Origin of the sequence: Paenibacillus sp. MZ03-122A, assembly GCF_024213325.1 — a bacterium.
Taxonomy (GTDB): Bacteria; Bacillota; Bacilli; order Paenibacillales; family Paenibacillaceae; genus Paenibacillus; species Paenibacillus polymyxa_B.
On the sequence record NZ_JANAVI010000002.1, the window covers coordinates 508,206 to 524,632 of the forward strand.

Sequence of the window (16,427 nt, forward strand, 5' to 3'; positions counted from 1 at the left end):
AATCGCTTGTTGGACCGATTGCAATCATTGGCGGACCGCTACGATAAACTGAGCGAACTGCTCTGCGATCCGGATGTAGCGAACGATAGCAAAAAACTTAGAGATTATTCCAAAGAACAGTCTGATTTACAGCCTGCTTATGAAGCATATACCGAATATAAAAATGTCGTTGAAGAGCTGGAAGCTGCAAAAACCATGCAGGGTGAAAAGCTGGACGACGAGATGCGTGAAATGGTCAAAATGGAGATTGAAGAACTGAGTGTTCGCAAGCGGGAGTTGGATGAAAAAATCCGTATTTTGCTGCTGCCAAAGGACCCGAATGATGATAAGAACGTTATTATTGAGATTCGTGGTGCAGCAGGTGGTGACGAAGCGGCACTGTTCGCAGCTGACTTGTATCGGATGTATACTCGTTATGCCGATACTCAAGGCTGGCGTGTAGAGCTGATGGACGCGAACATGAATGATCTCGGGGGCTTTAAAGAGGTTATTTTCATGATTAACGGTCGTGGTGCATACAGCAAGATGAAATTCGAAAGCGGCGCACACCGCGTACAGCGGATTCCGACGACGGAATCAGGTGGGCGTATTCATACGTCGACATCTACAGTATCCGTTATGCCTGAGGCCGAAGAAGTGGATATTGAAATTTCCGATAAGGATATTCGCGTGGATACGTTCTGTTCCAGCGGTGCGGGCGGGCAGTCCGTTAATACGACCAAGTCGGCGGTGCGTGTAACGCATATGCCAACAGGTATTATGGCAACCTGTCAGGACGGAAAATCCCAGAACTCCAATAAGGAGAAGGCGCTGCAAGTTTTACGTGCCCGTATTTCGGATATGTTGCGTCAGGAAGAGGAAGCCAAATATGCAGGCGAGCGTAAGAGCAAAGTAGGCACCGGAGACCGCAGTGAGCGTATACGTACCTACAATTTCCCGCAAAGCCGTGTAACGGATCATCGTATTGGCCTAACTATGCATAAGTTGGACCAGGTGATGAACGGGGAGATCGAAGAAATCGTATCGGCGCTCACGATTGCAGAGCAGGCTGATTTGATGGAACAAGAGGTTTAAGTTTTGGGGAACGAACGCGATTGTGTGTATCGGATGTCGCCGGAACGGAACATGAGTGTCAGAGAAGCCTTAGTTGAGGCTTCTTCTTTTTTAGGAAGCTGTGGCGTTCTGGAGCCGCAGCATAATGCCCGTTTGCTGCTGGAGCATGTGCTCGGGTTGGAAGGTACGGCGTTTTACGCCGCTCTGGGTGATCCGTTCCCTTCCACCGCCAAGGAGGCGTGGGAACGGACCATAGCCCGCAAAGCTGCGGGTGAACCGGCGCAGTATATTATCGGACGGCAGGAATTCTATGGCCGCCCGTTCATGGTTTCGCCGTCGGTGCTGATCCCACGCCCGGAGACAGAACTGCTCGTCGAGGCGATACTCCAGCACGGTGATCGGCTGTGGCCAAGCGGCGCTCCGCAGACGCTCGACATCGGCGCGGGCAGCGGTGCGATTGTCGTGACGCTGGCGGCTGAGCGACCGAGCTGGCGCGTGGCGGCAGGGGATATTTCGGCTGCCGCGTTAAAAGTAGCGGCTCATAACGCCGCTGCGAACGGCGCAGCCGTAGAATTCCGCGAGGGCGATCTGCTGACGCCATTTGCGGGAACGAGGGTGGACATTCTCGTGTCCAACCCGCCGTACATCCCGGCTGCTGACATCGCTGGCTTACAGCCAGAGGTCCGCGACCATGAGCCGCGGATGGCGTTGGATGGTGGTCCTGACGGGCTCGGCCCGTATCGGGCAATGCTGGAGCAGCTCGGACTCCTTCAGGCTCCGCCCCGGCTAATCGGGTTTGAATTGGGGATGGGACAGGCCAGAGACGTGGCTGACCTGCTGGAACAGGCGGGTCATTGGAAGAACATTATAATCGTTCCTGACCTTGCTGGGATCGAACGACATGTCCTAGGTGTCTCGGAGTAGTGCTGCATTTTCTTTTTGCGAGTCTTTCCTTTAGAATAAGAGGAGTATGACCGAGAAACGGCTCAGGGGGAAATCATGCTTCAGAAATTGAAAAAAATTGACGGTCCGGTTATCTTTATTCTGATTTTGCTCATGGCGATTAGTATCGTAACAGTATACAGCGCAGGTAGAGCTCCTACGAACCTGCCTGATCACGGCAACGATTACCAGAGGATGATTGGGTATTATATATTGGGTTTTGTGGCGATCTTGGGTTTAGCGATAGTCGATTTTCGGATATTCATTAAAAAAGCCCTCTACGTATATGGAGGCGGAATATTCCTATTGGGTCTCGGATTTTTTGGCGGGACGGTTAACAACTCTCAGGGCTTTCTGAAAATTGGTGGCTTGAATCTTCAGCCTGCTGAGGTATTCAAGCTGGTCCTTATCATTTTTCTGACTTATATGCTGATCAAAAAGCGCAAGAGCAAGCTGTATTTTATTCAGGATGTACTTCCAGTCGCTTTGGTGAGCTTTGTCCCGTTTGCCATGGTTATGGCACAAAATGACTTGGGTAATGCGCTCGGTTACATTGTCATCGTCATTGGTATGCTATGGATTGGTAATGTGAAGGCATCCCATGCGTTAATCGGATTCATCGTATTTGCAGTCGCCGTTGGTGGCGGGATCAAGGCTTATATTTCGTTTCACGATGAGATTGATTCCTTTATGAAGGGGATTGGCCGTAGTCACTGGGTTGAGCGTTTGGACCCTTGGTTGGTACCGGAAGAGGCAACCGCGAAGGCGTCTTATCATACCAAAAATGCCAAGCTGGCGATAGCCTCTGGCGGGATGATGGGCAAGGGCTTTTTGCAAGGAACCTCGGTACAGTCCGGGCGTGTTCCTTATACGTACGCGGATTCTATTTTTGTGGTCGTAGCGGAGGAATTTGGCTTTGTAGGCTCTTCAGCGCTGCTATTGTTATATTTTATTTTGATTCACCGAATGATCCTGATTTCGCTGGAATGCCGGGATCGCGCCGGACCGTATATTATTGTCGGGATTGTGTCCATGTTGCTGTACCAGATTTTTGAGAATATTGGTGCGTTTCTGGGCATTATGCCGCTTACGGGGATTACGCTCCCGTTCATAAGTTATGGAGGTACCTCGTTGCTTATTAACATGGCTAGTATCGGCTTGGTTATGAGTATTAAGGTGCACGGCCAAGAGCTGGAGGACGATCTGCCACAGCCTTCCAGAGTAAGCTTGAGGAAGGCGAAAAAAGCCTAGTGCAGGTGGATTTGGCTTGAAACTGATTGGCATTTGTGTGAGTTGAAACGGTGCAACGAGAGAGTCCAGATTGTGAAATCTGGGCTTTTTTATATGCCTCGGTGAGGGTCAGAAGCTTGGTGTAGCATGATTTGAGGGTGTATGGAAGAAAATCTGTAAAGTGTTCTTGAATCTTTTACAAGATGCATAGGTTTAGACTCTCCCAAACCGGACAGACTGATAGACATGATAGAGTTTGGGTTTGGGGGAGACGAAGATGAGAAATTGGATCAAGCAAGCTGCAATGATACTATTTTGTATTTCGATATTAATGATGTCTTGGGAAGGTCAAAAGACGGATGCTGCTATGACTACTGGAACAAGAGGAACCTTAGCATCAGGAGTAGCTACAACAGGGCTGAATGTGATTCCACATGACTCCATTCGACTGCGTATTTTGGCCAACTCGGATCGTCCGGAGGATCAGCTGGTTAAACGCGAAATACGGGACGCTATTGTACAGCAGATGAATGCCTGGGTGGGTGAGCTGGAAGACCCGCAAAGCTTAGATCAAGCTAGATCATTGATTGGTGCTCATTTACCTGAAATTGACCGTTTGGTAGGTACGGAACTGGCTCGTCGCGGCATTGCATATGATCATCAGGTGGAACTGGCGAGCGTACCTTTCCCGACGAAAATGTACGGTGGTCTGGTCTACCCAGCAGGGAATTATGAAGCGCTTCGGGTTACGCTGGGGCAAGGAAAAGGGCAAAATTGGTGGTGCGTGCTGTTTCCTCCGCTGTGCTTTATTGATGCAGGCAGTGGTGAAGCAGCGGCACAAACAGTATCAGCAAAAACGGATCACGGAGAAAGTCGGACGAATGCCGCTGACAAGGAGCCGGAAGTACGTTTTTTTCTGTGGGATGCACTTGCGGGACTGTGTAGCTGGGTGAGTGGCTTGTTTGCCTAAACGTTGAGGAGTGTAAGTTTCCCCATATGCTATAATGGAGCTTACGATAGATATACACATGGCAGAGCCAAATAAACTGATCTTTCAAAGTAGCCTTAGAGGATCAAGCGAAATCACTGGCCTGTATATGACAATAAGATATGGGATGATCTGATATGAGTGATAAATCGAATCAAATGCAAGACTTGCGCGGAGATTTTGTGCAAAAGGAAAAATCGGAGCAAAAGCTGGACGAACAGGAAAATTGCGAGCTGAAGCAGGCATTGAGGTCTTCCCATACTCAATGGTGGGATGTAAGATGTTTGGTTCCTGTGAGCAACATTGATGGGGATGTTTCTGACGAAGCTTGGGCTGAACAGACTCGGATCGCGGCGGAAAAGGGCATACGGGAGGCCGGCGTACTCCTCCAAGCTGGAGAGACGGTAGCCTTTCCTACGGAGACCGTGTACGGCCTGGGGGCCGATGCTCGTAGTACAAAAGCGGTGGAGGCGGTATTCGCTGCCAAAGGACGTCCCTCTGATAACCCGCTCATTGTACATATTTCTGATGCTGATCAATTAGAGGGGTTGGTAGCAGAAATAAACGATACGGCCCGAGCGCTGATGAATATGTTCTGGCCGGGACCGTTGACTCTCGTATTGCCGGTAGTGCCGCAGGCACTGTCATCGCGTGTGACAGCCGGGCTGGATACAGTCGGAGTGCGCATGCCGGATCATCCGATAGCCCTTCGTTTGATCGCTGAAGCGGGTTGTCCACTGGCTGCGCCAAGCGCCAACCGGTCGGGAAGACCCAGTCCCACCCTTGCACAGCATGTGCGAGAGGATCTGGAGGGCCGCATCGGCGGCATTTTGGACGGAGGTCCCACGGGGGTGGGGCTGGAGTCCACGGTGGTGCAGGCGGGTGACGACGGAACCGTCACCATCCTGCGCCCCGGCGGCGTGACGGCTGAGCAGCTCGCTGCGGTTGCTCGCGCCGTCGTGCTGGACCCGGCGTTGACTGTTACGCCCGGGGAAGACGCGGACAGCCCAGCGCCGCGCTCGCCGGGCATGAAGTACACGCACTACGCGCCGCGAGGCCGCTTGAGCGTGGTACAAGGCCCGTCGTCCGTTGAGGTGACGGGCTGGATTCGCGCCGCGCTGGCGGAGGCTTCCGCGCGCGGGGAGCGCACGGCAGTGCTCGCGTTCGACGAGCATGCCGCCGGTTACGCCGGAGAACGCGTCTACACGCTAGGCAAGCTGGACGCGCTCCATGAGGCAGCGCAGCGCCTGTACGGCGTACTGCGTCGCTGCGACGAGGACGGCGTCACCTACATTTTGGCGGAATCCTGTCCGCCGAAGGGATTAGGAGACGCCGTCATGAACCGCCTGCTTAAAGCGGCAGGTCACCGAATCGCCCGCTTGTAGCTTCTGTCGAATCAGAGCCTCTTATATTAAATTTTCCTCCCTCCTCGTCTCGGTATTGGGTACTTTCAGTACATGCTTGTACTGATTTGCCCCTTGTCCGCATAACGTGTACAAGAACAGACGGATAATGGAGGGATGGAGTATGCTGGCAGCCTCTGCCCATGCCGGGCAGGTTGTAACGATTCTGATCATGGCGGTAGCGCTAGGAATGGATGCGTTATCGCTGGGTGTAGGGATCGGCATGAAGGGGATACGCCTGCGAGACGTGCTGCGCATCAGTACTGTCATTGGCTTTTTTCACATTCTGATGCCATTACTGGGAATGTTCACAGGCCATTATATGAGTTCTTTATTAGGTCATGTGACGGCCTACTTCGCAGGGGGTCTACTCATCCTTTTGGGCGGGCATATGGTGTATAATTCCTTTAAAGGAGACGGCGTACAGGTATTGGATCATCGTTCGCCTTTAGGCCTTTTGCTGTTTGCACTTGGGGTGAGCGTTGACTCATTTTCTGTAGGAGTGTCACTGGGTATGTTCCAAAGTGATCTGGTGCTGTCCGTTCTGGCGTTTGGTTTTTGCGGGGGAGCAATGGCGATGCTGGGCCTGCTGCTGGGTCGCAAGGTCAGCCGTAATCTAGGAGATTATGGGGAAGCAGTGGGTGGTGCCATTTTGTTGGCATTCGGCTTTATGTTTATGTTTTGATTTTAGTGTAGACAGTGTAAAATAAGTGCAGGGTTATCGTAAAGGATTAGGATTATAGTAATCCTCTGTTTATATATTTTTTAACATACGGGGGGTGAAAACGTTGAAGAATATCTTATTCGTATGCACAGGAAATACCTGTCGCAGTCCAATGGCTGAAGGCATGCTGCGTAAGTTGGCTGCTGAGCATGGGCTAGAACTGGAAGTGCGTTCTGCGGGAGTAGCCGCGATGGAAGGCACACCGATATCCCGACATGCAGAGGCGGTTCTACGTGATCACGATATATCCGATCAGATCACTTCAACCCCTTTGAGCGACGGGCTTGCCGGGTGGGCGCATCTGATCTTAACCTTGACGCAAGGACATAAACAGCACGTAATTCAACGCTTTCCCCAAACGGCGGGCAAAGTATTTACACTTAAGGAATATGTGGAGAACCGGGATGCGGTGTTGAATGATGTACAGGAGTTGGATGGTTTATATGCTTCACAGCAGTTGATGGCTTCACTTGGACAAGAGCTATCGGCGCAGGAGCGTGAACGAATGATTGAATTACACCAACGGATTCCGGGCTTTGATATTTCAGATCCGTTTGGCGGTTCGCGAGAAGACTACGATGTCACAGCTGCGGAAATCCGTACGGCGCTGCATAAGCTGCTGGACAAGCTAAAGGCTTCTTCCGAATAAAATTAGTATTACTCATCTGTTTTGTACGGAATCTGTTGATTTTCGGCCGCTAATCCGTTAAGATAAGGTGGAAAAATGAGAATCCGATGTAACTGGCGACAAAAGTGGGATTAACCACGATGGAGCATCGGATATACGGCCGGTCGCCTGGGCAAAAGAGCAATTCCACATAGGTGTGGACTGCTCTTTTTTTCATATACAAGTTATGCCAGATTTTTAGCTGAGAGTTGATTCCTTTAAAGGTTCTTCCATTTTTTCTGCTCGAAATCTGAAACATCGGCTATAATATAGTCAGATTGTGATCAGGAGAGAGTGTGTTGAATTTGGGGCATGAGACCGTGCCTAGTCTCTGAGAGGCTGTTCAACCAAAGGAGGTTCCAATAGTGGAACAATTGGATCATGAGATTTCGCTAGAAGCACAGACCACTTCTGTTGTGCGGGAAATCGCAGAAGCAGCCAGTCTCAAGGCTGGTCGCCTGCTGGTTATTGGCGTTAGCACAAGTGAAGTGGCTGGAAGTCGGATTGGTACGGCGGGAGCGCTCGATGTGGCTCAGCAACTGTTGTCTGGAGTAGAGTCCGTTCGCAGGGAGTATGGCTTTGATGTGGCGTTTCAATGCTGTGAGCATTTGAACCGAGCGCTGGTCGTTGAACGGGCTGTGCTGGAGCGACTGGGACTGACGGAGGTTGCAGCTGTTCCTGTTCGTACAGCAGGAGGCTCTATGGCCACTATCGCCTATCGTTCTATGAGTGACGCGTGTTTGGCGGCGAACGTGCAGGCTCATGCCGGGATAGACATCGGCGAAACGCTGATTGGCATGCATCTGCGACCCATTGCTGTTCCATTTCGTCCAAGTCTTCGCTGGATTGGCGAAGCACGTGTGACAGCAGCGTTCACCCGTCCTCCACTTATTGGCGGACAACGGGCGGTGTACAGTCTGGAGCAAGAAGTCGGAGGAAACTGCGATTAGCATTTGGCATGGCGGCATGTTTGTACTAATCTTTTTTGCATTGATGATGAGGTACCCAACAGAGGAGCAGGCGTTTGCTTGTATACCCAACAATTGACTATGGAGAGGGAGTAATCAATCATGATGGAACACCTGCGTAAAAGTGACCCGGCAGTGATGGAAGCAATGGGACTTGAACTGAAACGACAACGCCACAATATCGAGCTCATCGCATCCGAGAACATTGTCAGTGAAGCAGTAATGGAAGCCATGGGCTCCGTGCTGACGAATAAATATGCTGAGGGTTATCCGAACAAACGTTACTATGGTGGCTGTGAGCATGTAGATATCGTTGAAGACATCGCACGTGACCGCGCAAAAGAATTGTTCGGCGCCGAGCATGCTAACGTGCAGCCTCACTCTGGAGCACAAGCCAACATGGCGGTGTATCTGGCAGCTCTCAAACCTGGAGATACTGTACTGGGTATGAATCTGGCGCATGGTGGCCATTTAACACACGGAAGTCCGGTTAACGCTTCCGGCTTGTTGTATAACTTTGCTGCTTACGGTGTACGCGAAGACAACTTCCGCATCGACTACGATGAAGTGCGCAAGGCGGCCTTTAAGCACCGCCCTCGTCTGATTGTAGCTGGCGCGAGTGCATATCCGCGTACTATTGATTTTGAAGCTTTTGCTTCCATTGCCAATGATGTAGGCGCTCTGTTTATGGTGGATATGGCACATATCGCTGGTCTCGTGGCAGCGGGAATTCACCCAAGTCCAGTTCCGCATGCCCAATTTGTAACAACAACGACGCACAAAACGCTGCGTGGTCCGCGTGGGGGTCTGATTCTGACTCGCAAAGCATGGGCGCAAGCGATTGATAAAGCTATTTTCCCTGGTACTCAAGGGGGGCCACTGATGCATGTGATCGCGTCCAAAGCGGTTGCTTTGGGTGAAGCGCTCCAGCCATCGTTCAAAACCTATGCGCAAAACGTAGTTCGCAACGCACAGGTGCTGGCTGAAACACTGTTGGCTGAAGGGATTAACATTGTATCCGGTGGTACGGATAACCATCTGATGCTGTTGGATACGCGCAATTTGAATATCACAGGTAAAGAAGCGGAGCATGTATTGGATTCTGTGGGCATCACGGTTAATAAAAATGCGATTCCTTTTGACCCGACCAGTCCATTCGTAACAAGCGGAATTCGTATTGGTACACCTGCTGCAACATCTCGTGGTATGGATGAAGAGGCTATGGTCAAAATCGGTAAAATCATTGCTGAAACCCTTAAAAACCCGAAAGATGATACTGTATTGTCCAAAGCAAGCCAAGCGGTTGGCGAGTTGACAGATAAGTTCCCAATTTATCCAGGAACTCAATACTAATTCATCGACATTCATAATTTTTATGTTATAGGCTGTTTTCCTTCCGTAAGCCGGAGGAGAACAGTCTTTTTTTGCTTCCGAACGACTCGAAACATACATTTTTGGGTAATAAGCGATTACAGTAAGGGTTTATGCGCGTTATCCTTCATGATCTACGACAAAGGAGTGATTGCATTGAGTCAAAGAAAATCTGCGCAATTTTTGCAGCAACTCGTATTTGTAGGACCGATGGCGTTGTTTTTTGTCTTGATTATGGTCATTCCGTTCCTGCTGGGGCTGTATTATTCTATGACCAACTGGGATGGAGTATCTGAAAATATCCGATGGCTCGGACTGGGGAATTACATTCATATTTTTAGGGATGATCCAGATTTTCGTAATGCATTCTGGTTTACGGTCCGGTTTACCGTATGTGGTGTCGTTCTGACGAACCTGATTGGCTTTTTCCTAGCCTATGTACTTACCAAACCGTTACGTACCCGTAATGCACTGCGAACTGTATTTTTTATGCCCAATATGATTGGCGGCTTGCTGCTTGGCTTTATCTGGCAATTTATATTTGTACGCGGCTTTTCTGCAGTAGGTGAGGCAACAGGGCTTTCTTTTTTTAAACTGCCGTGGCTGGGTGATGGGCCAACTGCTTTTTGGGGAACTGTCATTGTGTTTGTGTGGCAATATGCAGGTTATCTCATGGTTATTTACATATCCTCGTTAAATAATGTCCCGCATGCCCTTATTGAATCGGCACAAATCGACGGTGCGAGCCGAAGACAGATTCTGCGTCATATTGTAGTGCCACTTATTATGCCAGCGGTGACCGTCTGCTTGTTCCTGGCGATATCCTGGTCCTTTAAAGTATTTGAGTTGAATTTGGCCCTCACAAAGGGGGGACCTTTCAAGTCGACAGAGTCTGTAGCGTTGGACATATATAATGAAGCGTTTACAAATAATCGACTTGGATTAGGGACTGCCAAAGCTATGATTTTCTTTGTGGTCGTTGCAATCATAACCAGCATTCAGGTGCGTCTCACGAAGAAAAAGGAGGTCGAAATGTAATGGGAAAAACGTCAAACTATCGTTTGGGCACATGGGTTGCTGAAATAATGTTAATTGTGATCGGGTTAATCTTTCTGGTTCCGTTTTATTTTTTGCTCGTAAACTCCGTTAAATCCTTTGGCGACATTTTGGCCCATTCCGCTTCGTGGCCGACAACCTTCCGTTTTGAAAACTATGCTAACGCCTGGAATAAAATAAACTTTCCCACAGCACTGGGGAATTCACTGATTGTCACGATCGTCAGTAATGCACTTTTGCTACTAATCAGCTCGATGGCCGCTTACCAGATGGTTCGGCATGACACTCGTTTTAACCGGTTCCTGTTCGGTTTGCTTGTGGCTGCGATGGTAGTTCCCTTTCAATCGATTATGTTGCCGCTTATGGAAGTGTCCAACGTATTGAGCTTGAACAACAGTATACCGGGACTGATCTTATGTTATCTGGGTTTTGGAGCCCCTTTATCCGTTTTTCTTTTTCATGGCTTTATTAAAACGGTACCTATTGAGATTGAGCAGGCGGCAAGGGTGGACGGTTCATCCCGGTACGGGGTGTTCTTTCGCATCGTTTGTCCGCTGCTGCTGCCTATGTTCGTAACCGTGCTTATCTTGAATACCTTATGGATCTGGAATGACTATCTGTTGCCTTCGCTCATTTTGAATGATCCTGAGCTGCGTACCATTCCGATTGCAACCTATATGTTGTTTGGTCAGTACACCAAGCAATGGGACTTGGCGCTGCCAGCACTGGTGTTGGGGATCACGCCAATTGTTGTGTTTTTTCTGGTGATGCAAAAATACATCGTTTCTGGCATTGCAGCCGGCGCGGTCAAAGGCTGAAGGGAGAGATAATCGATGAAAAAAACAGCGTTACTTGTCATCTCCTTGATGGTGCTGCTCGCATGTACACTTGCAGGTTGTGGAAATACGAAGGCTCAACAGAGTGAGACGAAAACGATACACATTTATCAATTCAAAGTAGAGATATCGGAACCGTTAAACAAGCTGAAGGCAGAATACGAAAAGACCCACCCTGGCATCAAGCTGGATATCCAATCTGTCGGTGGTGGTACGGACTACGGTGCTTCGTTGAAGGCTAAATTCGCATCAGGCGATCAGCCGGACATTTTTACAAATGAGGGCTATCAGGATCGGGATACGTGGTTGGAGTACTTGGAGGATTTGTCGGATCAGCCATGGGTGAAGGATCTGGACGATTTCGCTCGTAAGCCGATGACGGTTAACGGTAAGATTTATGGACAGCCTATGAACCTAGAAGGATTTGGATTTGTTTATAACAAGGATTTGTTTAAGAAAGCGGGCATAACCAAACTGCCTCAGACGATAGATGAACTGGAGGAAGCAGCCAAGCGACTGAAAGCGGCAGGGATTATACCTTTTGCTAACGGGTATGCGGAATGGTGGGTTCTGGGGAACCATTTTATCAATATCCCGTTTGCGAGACAGCCGAACCCGGAAAGTTATGTTGAGGATTTAAACAAAGGAACGGCTCGCATCCCCGGTAACCCCGTGTTCGATCAGTGGGTGAAGTTGCTTGATCTGACTATAAAATATGGGAACCGCAATCCGCTCACGACGGATTACAATACACAAGTGACACTGTTTTCGACAGGCAAGGCTGCTATGATGCACCAGGGGAACTGGACGCAACCGCAAATGGATGGAATTAATCCTAACTTGAATTTGGGTATTCTGCCTGCGCCTATAGACAATGATTCCTCCACAGGAGGTAGACTCGCGGTGGGAGTGGCCTCGAACTGGGTGATCAACAAAAATTCGCCTGTGAAGCAGGAGGCAAAAGAATTCCTCAATTGGTTGGTCACATCAGAAACAGGCAAACATTATATCACCAAGGAATTTAAGTTTGTTCCTGCCTTCAAAAGTATCACGTCCAGTGACGAGACGACAGGTGATCTAGGTGCAGAAATATCTCGACATGTGAGGGAAGGCAAGATATGGAGTTGGAACTTTCAACGCTTTCCGAAAGGGCTAAATCAGGATTTAAGCAGTAGTATGCAAGCCTATATTGCAGGGGTTATCACGAAGGACGAAATGCTTCAGCAATTTCAGGGAGCGTGGGATAATTTGAAGTATAGATAAAAGAATACCGCTGCATGAGGAAGCAAAGGCACAGCATGGGCAGGAAGTTTAAAGCCAGCAGGCTTTGACGGTCAAGTGTCGTCAGGGCCTTTTTGATGTGGTTTTATGTGACGAAAGTCACACGTGAAGCGGTCCTATTAAGTATTTTACATGTCATATCTTTCCCTTGACAAAAGGTTACGGTGGCAGGTGTTAAATCAATCAAGGGAATGTTATAATAAACAGGATTTACAGGCACGCATTGCATCTGTGCTTATTTGGTTTGTGCAAATAGGTTACATAGATCCTTTCGACTCAGGATAGTTCGATATGCTGGCGCGAAAGAACGTGACGATAATACCGGAGGGAATATATTATGGCGAAACTGGTGGTTTGCGATCACCCTTTGATCCAACACAAGCTTACATTTATCCGCGATGTGCGGACTAACACCAAGGATTTCCGCGAGCTGGTGGATGAAGTAGCAACATTGATGGCTTATGAAATTACACGGGATATCCCGCTGGAAAGCATTACGGTGCAGACACCGGTTGCTGAGACAGAAGGTAAAGTGATTTCAGGACGTATGCTGGGTCTTATTCCGATTCTGCGTGCAGGCTTGGGTATGCTGGATGGCGTAGTAAAGCTGCTGCCTGCAGCAAAGGTAGGCCATGTGGGACTGTTCCGCGATCCTGAGACGCTGCAACCCGTAGAATACTATACGAAGCTGCCTACAGATGTAACTGAGCGCGAATTGATCGTGATTGATCCGATGCTTGCAACGGGTGGCTCGGCAATTGCGGCGATTGATGTATTGAAAAAGAGAGGCTGTACTCAAATTAAAATGATGAATCTGATTGCTGCTCCTGAAGGAGTCAAAGCTGTGCAGGATGCGCATCCTGATGTAGACATCTATGTCGCTGCACTGGACGAGCGTCTGGATGATCATGGATACATCATTCCGGGTCTTGGTGACGCGGGAGACCGCTTGTACGGAACCAAGTAGACTGCCCTTGGCGGTTCGGCAAAATCTATGGACGTTATGACAGGTCGTTTTTCTGAATAATGGAAGACCTGTGAAGCGGACATTTATTATGAAAAGGGGTTCAACAGAAAATGTCTAAAATCAAAGTGATGACAATTTTTGGTGTGCGTCCGGAAGCGATTAAGATGGCTCCTCTTATTTTGGAGCTTCAGCGTCACCCGGAGCATATCGAGTCCGTGGTATGCGTTACGGCTCAACATCGCCAGATGCTTGATCAGGTTCTGGAAGTTTTCAATATTCACCCTGACTATGATCTGGACGTAATGAAGGATCGCCAGACACTGAATGAAATCTCGATGCGGGTACTTCAAGGTCTGGAGCCTGTATTGCGTGAGGCCAAGCCCGATATCGTGTTAGTTCACGGTGATACGCTGACGACTTTCCTGGCCAGCTATGCAGCCTTTATGCAGCAGATTGAAGTAGGGCATGTGGAAGCGGGTTTGCGGACGTGGAACAAGCTTTCTCCATATCCTGAAGAAATGAACCGTCAGCTCACAGGCGTGCTGTCTGATCTGCATTTCTCGCCTACTTCTTTATCGGCTGGGAATTTGCGGAAGGAAAACAAGCCTGAATCGCGAATATATGTTACAGGCAATACAGTAACTGATGTATTTCAGTATACGGTTCGCCAGGATTACGAGCACCCTGTACTGGATTGGGCTCAGGGCAAACGCCTGATTCTCATGACAGCACATCGCCGGGAATCCCAAGGGGAACCGCATCGTCAGATTTTTAATGCGGTTAAGCGAATTGCGGATGAGTTTGAGGATATTGCTATTGTTTATCCGGTTCATCCGAGTCCGGCTGTGAAGGAACCTGCATTTGAGATTTTAGGCAACCATCCGCGTATTAAGCTGATTGATCCGCTGGATGTCGTGGATCTTCACAATTTTTATCCACATACACATCTGATCCTTACGGATTCCGGTGGGCTTCAGGAAGAAGCACCTTCGTTCGGAGTACCTGTTCTGGTGCTGCGTGATACGACTGAAAGACCGGAAGGAATTGAAGCGGGCACCTTGGAACTGGTGGGTACGAGTGAAGAGAACGTGTACAATCGGACCAAGGCACTTTTGACAGATTCCGCGTTGTACGAATCTATGAGCCAGGCAGCGAATCCTTACGGCGATGGACAGGCATCAGTAAGAATTGTCAATGCGATTTTGCACCATTATGGTGTTCAAACTGAACGTCCTGAAGAATTTCACACAATGTTCACAAAAGGTGTTCGTCCGATATAATTATTCTTTACAAGGCAAGCATACAGTTAAACTGTACGGTTACCAAGGGATACAGCAATTTAAGATGCTTTGTCGTTTGATTTTATACTTTAGGGCGCTAAAATATCTCAATTGACAAAGCATCTTATATTTAAGTAAAATGGACTGGAATTGCAGGGGTGACATGGAAAAGTGGTCAAACCTTCCAAGCAAAACAACAACCGAAATAACACCGGAAATGCCTTTAAGGCTATAGGACTGGTGAGCGCGATCGGCATTGATTTGGCGATATGCACACTGGGTGGTTTCTATGCAGGAAAATGGCTTGATGCCAAACTTGGTGGCTCCGGAATTTGGATTGGCGTAAGCGTTCTCGCAGGCTTGGTTGTAGGCGCATTAAGTATTGCCCTTGTGATCGGAAAGGTACTGAGGGATAACCATGAATGAGATGACCCGTATGCAAAAAATGTTATGGATCGTAGCGCTTGGTATTATGGCTCTGTGTTTCCTGGTCTCCGCCTTCATGCCCCAACATCGTGACATTGCTCACGGAATCATTCTGGGAACGGGAGTAAGCTGTCTAAATGTGCTGTATATGGCCTACAAAATTCGACAGGTTGCGAGTGCGGCCGCCGGTGAAAGAAAGAAGAGAGTGTTTGGTATTGGCTTTGGCGTTCGATTAGGGACCTCAATTTTGGCAGTGGTGCTGGCGATAGAATTTCCGGCCTATTTCCATGAGATCGCTGTAATGGCAAGCCTGGTGACTGGGCAATTTCTTCTGTTAATTATAGGCATCATATTCGCGCTTCAGGAAAAATGATGGCTCAACTGAGAAAGGGGTGAGAAAACATGTTGCATGAATCACCGATTATCCAATTGGGCGGGTTTAACATTGACTTGTCCGTCATTATTATGCTTATTGTGACTTGTGCGATTGTATTTGGACTGGCATTTGCTGCAACGCGCAATTTGTCTGTGGACAATCCAAGCAAGCTGCAAAATTTTATGGAATGGGTCGTAGAATTCGTTCAAGGACTGATTACCAGCACGATGGATTTGAAAAAAGGGAAGCCATTCCTCTCCTTGGGGATGACGCTGATCATGTTCATTTTCGTGGGGAATATGCTGGGCTTACCGTTCGGGATTGTGACCGAATTCGATAATGTGCAAAGTGCCCAAGTATTTGGACATGAAATCATTCCAGTCAAAGAAGCATTAGAACAAGCACAGGCGTCTCACCCGGGCGAAGCTGCCCATGTAGGCATCAGCTGGTGGAAATCACCTACTGCAGATGCAGGGGTATCCATTGGACTGGCTTTGATGATCTTTGTACTGGTTCATTTCCTGGGGATTTTCCGTAATACCAAAGCTTACTTCAAGCATTACGTTCAGCCATTTCCATTCTTTTTGCCAATTAACTTGATTGAGCAGTTCTCAAAACTATTGACACATGGTATGCGTCTATTCGGTAATATTTTTGCCGGCGAAGTTTTGATCAGTGTTCTGCTGAAAATGACAGCACTTGGTGTGGGAGGTATGGTTGCTTCCGTATTGGGACTCGTGGTCTGGCAAGGATTCAGTATTTTTGTCGGCAGTATTCAAGCGTTCGTCTTCACCATTCTGACGTTTGTATACATTTCGCAGTCCATTGACACGCATGAAGAAGAGCATTAGACAAGCTT

The 16,427-nt window shown here is 48.7% G+C and carries 17 protein-coding genes and 1 riboswitch; all 17 genes read left to right on the forward strand.

Annotated features, from left to right (window positions below; all coding sequences use genetic code 11):
• Window positions 1-6 precede the first annotated feature (6 nt).
• On the forward strand, window positions 7-1,074 hold the full coding sequence (gene prfA / locus NLX74_RS06335; protein WP_013312344.1) for a peptide chain release factor 1: 1,068 nt from the start codon (window positions 7-9) through the stop codon (window positions 1,072-1,074).
• Window positions 1,075-1,077: 3 nt separating this feature from the next.
• Window positions 1,078-1,977 carry a peptide chain release factor N(5)-glutamine methyltransferase gene (gene prmC, locus NLX74_RS06340; RefSeq protein WP_254328245.1) on the forward strand — a complete coding sequence of 300 codons (900 nt, stop codon included), beginning with the start codon at window positions 1,078-1,080 and terminating at the stop codon, window positions 1,975-1,977.
• Between the two features lie 75 nt (window positions 1,978-2,052).
• Window positions 2,053-3,246: an FtsW/RodA/SpoVE family cell cycle protein gene (locus tag NLX74_RS06345; RefSeq protein ID WP_254328246.1), complete on the forward strand. Its 1,194-nt coding sequence runs from the start codon at window positions 2,053-2,055 to the stop codon at window positions 3,244-3,246.
• A gap of 256 nt (window positions 3,247-3,502) precedes the next feature.
• Window positions 3,503-4,195: a stage II sporulation protein R gene (spoIIR, locus tag NLX74_RS06350; protein ID WP_254328247.1), complete on the forward strand. Its 693-nt coding sequence runs from the start codon at window positions 3,503-3,505 to the stop codon at window positions 4,193-4,195.
• Between the two features lie 155 nt (window positions 4,196-4,350).
• A complete protein-coding gene (locus NLX74_RS06355) occupies window positions 4,351-5,598 on the forward strand; it encodes an L-threonylcarbamoyladenylate synthase (protein ID WP_254328248.1) in 1,248 nt (415 codons plus the stop codon).
• Between the two features lie 142 nt (window positions 5,599-5,740).
• Window positions 5,741-6,301: a manganese efflux pump MntP gene (locus NLX74_RS06360; RefSeq protein WP_023990719.1), complete on the forward strand. Its 561-nt coding sequence runs from the start codon at window positions 5,741-5,743 to the stop codon at window positions 6,299-6,301.
• 103 nt (window positions 6,302-6,404) lie between these two features.
• On the forward strand, window positions 6,405-6,989 hold the full coding sequence (locus NLX74_RS06365; RefSeq protein WP_029518516.1) for a low molecular weight protein arginine phosphatase: 585 nt from the start codon (window positions 6,405-6,407) through the stop codon (window positions 6,987-6,989).
• A 78-nt stretch (window positions 6,990-7,067) separates the two neighbouring features.
• A riboswitch (ZMP/ZTP riboswitch) is annotated at window positions 7,068-7,149 on the forward strand.
• 220 nt (window positions 7,150-7,369) lie between these two features.
• Window positions 7,370-7,957: a TIGR01440 family protein gene (locus NLX74_RS06370; protein ID WP_254328339.1), complete on the forward strand. Its 588-nt coding sequence runs from the start codon at window positions 7,370-7,372 to the stop codon at window positions 7,955-7,957.
• 120 nt (window positions 7,958-8,077) lie between these two features.
• A complete protein-coding gene (locus tag NLX74_RS06375; protein ID WP_013312336.1) occupies window positions 8,078-9,328 on the forward strand; it encodes a serine hydroxymethyltransferase in 1,251 nt (416 codons plus the stop codon).
• A gap of 147 nt (window positions 9,329-9,475) precedes the next feature.
• Complete coding sequence (locus tag NLX74_RS06380; RefSeq protein ID WP_483311646.1) at window positions 9,476-10,384, forward strand: carbohydrate ABC transporter permease; 909 nt, start codon at window positions 9,476-9,478, stop codon at window positions 10,382-10,384.
• Window positions 10,384-11,220: a carbohydrate ABC transporter permease gene (locus NLX74_RS06385; RefSeq protein WP_069290545.1), complete on the forward strand. Its 837-nt coding sequence runs from the start codon at window positions 10,384-10,386 to the stop codon at window positions 11,218-11,220. The genes NLX74_RS06380 and NLX74_RS06385 overlap by 1 nt, the downstream gene beginning before the upstream one ends.
• 15 nt (window positions 11,221-11,235) lie before the next feature.
• On the forward strand, window positions 11,236-12,501 hold the full coding sequence (locus tag NLX74_RS06390; RefSeq protein WP_254328250.1) for an ABC transporter substrate-binding protein: 1,266 nt from the start codon (window positions 11,236-11,238) through the stop codon (window positions 12,499-12,501).
• A 355-nt stretch (window positions 12,502-12,856) separates the two neighbouring features.
• Entirely contained in the window at window positions 12,857-13,486 is a 630-nt protein-coding gene (gene upp, locus NLX74_RS06395) for a uracil phosphoribosyltransferase (protein ID WP_013312332.1), read from the forward strand.
• 110 nt (window positions 13,487-13,596) lie between these two features.
• Complete coding sequence (gene wecB, locus NLX74_RS06400; RefSeq protein WP_061832041.1) at window positions 13,597-14,766, forward strand: non-hydrolyzing UDP-N-acetylglucosamine 2-epimerase; 1,170 nt, start codon at window positions 13,597-13,599, stop codon at window positions 14,764-14,766.
• 171 nt (window positions 14,767-14,937) lie between these two features.
• Window positions 14,938-15,192: an AtpZ/AtpI family protein gene (locus NLX74_RS06405; protein WP_023990711.1), complete on the forward strand. Its 255-nt coding sequence runs from the start codon at window positions 14,938-14,940 to the stop codon at window positions 15,190-15,192.
• Window positions 15,185-15,565 carry an ATP synthase subunit I gene (locus tag NLX74_RS06410; protein WP_013312329.1) on the forward strand — a complete coding sequence of 127 codons (381 nt, stop codon included), beginning with the start codon at window positions 15,185-15,187 and terminating at the stop codon, window positions 15,563-15,565. The genes NLX74_RS06405 and NLX74_RS06410 overlap by 8 nt, the downstream gene beginning before the upstream one ends.
• 29 nt (window positions 15,566-15,594) lie before the next feature.
• Window positions 15,595-16,419, forward strand: a complete 825-nt coding sequence (gene atpB / locus NLX74_RS06415) for a F0F1 ATP synthase subunit A (RefSeq protein ID WP_069290543.1) — start codon at window positions 15,595-15,597, stop codon at window positions 16,417-16,419.
• Window positions 16,420-16,427 lie beyond the last annotated feature (8 nt).